Annotated in this window: 3 protein-coding genes and 1 pseudogene; 3 read left to right on the top strand and 1 reads right to left on the bottom strand. The window is 69.1% G+C overall.

Annotated features, from left to right (window positions below; all coding sequences use genetic code 11):
- A partial coding sequence (locus LI92_RS20995) for an AMP-binding enzyme (RefSeq protein WP_046322388.1) occupies window positions 1-540 on the top strand: 540 nt, incomplete at its 5' end.
- 33 nt (window positions 541-573) lie between these two features.
- Complete coding sequence (locus LI92_RS21000) at window positions 574-870, top strand: hypothetical protein (RefSeq protein WP_046322382.1); 297 nt, start codon at window positions 574-576, stop codon at window positions 868-870.
- Between the two features lie 9 nt (window positions 871-879).
- On the opposite strand, the gene dapD is transcribed toward LI92_RS21000, so the two are convergent.
- Window positions 880-1,833, bottom strand: a complete 954-nt coding sequence (gene dapD / locus LI92_RS21005) for a 2,3,4,5-tetrahydropyridine-2,6-dicarboxylate N-succinyltransferase (RefSeq protein WP_152665580.1) — start codon at window positions 1,831-1,833, stop codon at window positions 880-882.
- A 113-nt stretch (window positions 1,834-1,946) separates the two neighbouring features.
- Between dapD and LI92_RS21010 the strand changes: the two are divergent.
- Window positions 1,947-2,207: pseudogene (locus LI92_RS21010) on the top strand (succinyl-diaminopimelate desuccinylase); the annotation flags it as partial.

The following is a 2,207-nucleotide window of genomic DNA, read 5'->3' on the forward strand; positions in this document are numbered from 1 at the left end:
TGTATAAGAGACAGGCCGTTGCGCGGGGTGCAGACCAAGCTCGTCGCCGACGACGGCGGCCCGGTGCCGCACGACGGTACGACGATCGGGCGGCTGTCGGTGCGCGGACCGACGCTGTTCGACGGATACCTCAACCGGCCCGACGCGACGGCGGCGGCCTTCGACGCCGACGGGTGGTACCGCACCGGGGATGTGGCGGTGATCGACGCCGACGGCATGCACCGGATCGTGGGCCGCGAATCGGTCGACCTGATCAAGACCGGCGGCTTCCGGGTCGGGGCCGGGGAGATCGAGACCGCGCTGCTCGGTCATCCCGCGGTGTCCGAAGTGGCCGTCGTCGGGCTTCCCGACGAAGATCTGGGGCAGCGGATCGTCGCGTTCGTGGTGCCCTCGCCGGACGGTGCCGCCTCGCCCGAGGAACTGATCGACTATGTGGCTCAACAACTGTCGGTGCACAAGCGGCCGCGGGAGGTGCGGATCGTCGATGCCCTGCCCCGCAATGCGATGGGAAAGGTACTCAAGAAGGCGCTGCTGACGTAGGCTGGCGCGAATCGAAACCAGAAGGGCGGTCCCGTGAACCCTTGGAAGCGCTTCAATCTCGCCGCGGTGGCCGTCCTTGCCTGCGCGACGGTCCTGCTCGGCGGCTGTTCGGCCGTGGAGAAGGTCACCAACAAAGGTGGTGACACCACCTGCGGAGAGTTCAACAGCCACAGCGACGAGAAGCAGCGCTCGGCGGTGGCCAAGATGCTCGAGGACAAAAAGGGCGGCGAGCCCTCGAACCTGGAGCTCTCGGGAACGCAGGTGGCCGTCAGCGCCTACTGCAAGACCATCGGCAGAGACAGCGACAAGATCAGCAGGGCGATGCTGTAGCCGGCGCGCCTAGTTGGCGTGCAGGTCGGCGTTGAGCGCGATGCCCTGACCGTCGCGGGCCACCACCTCGACCGCGCCGGTCTGAGAGTTGCGGCGGAACAGCAGGTTGTTTCCCCCGGCCAGCTCACGGGCCTTGGTGATGGTGCCGTCGGGCAGCGTGACCTTGGTTCCCGCGGTCACATACAGGCCGGCCTCGACCACACAGTCGTCGCCCAGCGGGATCCCCAGCCCGGCGTTGGCTCCCAGCAGGCAGCGCTTGCCGATCGAGATGACCTGCGTGCCACCGCCGGACAGTGTGCCCATGATCGAAGCGCCGCCGCCGACGTCGGAGCCGTCGCCGACCACCACGCCCGCCGAGATGCGGCCCTCCACCATCGAGGCGCCCAGCGTGCCGGCGTTGAAGTTGACGAAACCTTCGTGCATGACCGTAGTCCCCGACGCCAGGTGCGCACCCAGGCGCACCCGGTCGGCGTCGGCGATCCGCACGCCCGACGGCAGCACGTAGTCGACCATGCGGGGGAACTTGTCCACCCCGTAGACGGTCACCGGGCCGCGCCGGCGCAACCGGGCGCGGGTGGACTCGAAGCCCTCCACGGCGCACGGGCCGTAGTTGGTCCACACCACGTTGGTCAGCACGCCGAACAGGCCGCCGGAGTTGAGCCCGTGCGGCACCACCAGCCGGTGCGACAACAGGTGCAGGCGCAGGTAGGCGTCGTAGGCGTCGACGGCGGTGTCGTCCAGGGATGCGATCACGGTGCGCACCGCGACCGTCTCGGTACCGCGGTCCTCGTCGCGGCCCACCAGACCGGCCAGGTCGGCGGGCGCCTCGCCGGCGCCGAGCCGGATGGTTCCGGGCGCGCCCGAGCCGCCCAACTCCGGTGCGGGAAACCAGGTGTCGAGCACCGATCCGTCTGCGGCCAGCGTCGCCAACCCGACGCCCGAAGCTCCAGTCACGCCGGTCAGGTTACCGTTTTCCGCGAGCAGACACAGAATCGCACGTTGAGGCGACTGCCCGTGCGATTCTGTGTCTGCTCGCGGGGGACTCGCGGCGCAAGCGCGCCCGTTAGTCTGAGTGCGTGCTGGACCTGCACTCCGACCCGATTTCCCTGACCGCGGCACTGGTGGACATTCCCAGCGAGTCGCGGCACGAAGCGCGAATCGCCGACGAGGTCGAAACCGCGCTGCGAGCCCAGACCTCGGGCTTCGAGATCATTCGCGACGGTGACGCGGTGCTCGCCCGTACCCGGCTGGGGCGGCCGACACGCGTGCTGCTGGCCGGGCATCTGGACACCGTCCCCGTGGCCGGCAACCTGCCCAGTCTGTCTCTTATACACATC

This window comes from Mycobacterium sp. UM_Kg1 (assembly GCF_000972925.1).
Taxonomy (GTDB): Bacteria; Actinomycetota; Actinomycetes; order Mycobacteriales; family Mycobacteriaceae; genus Mycobacterium; species Mycobacterium hiberniae.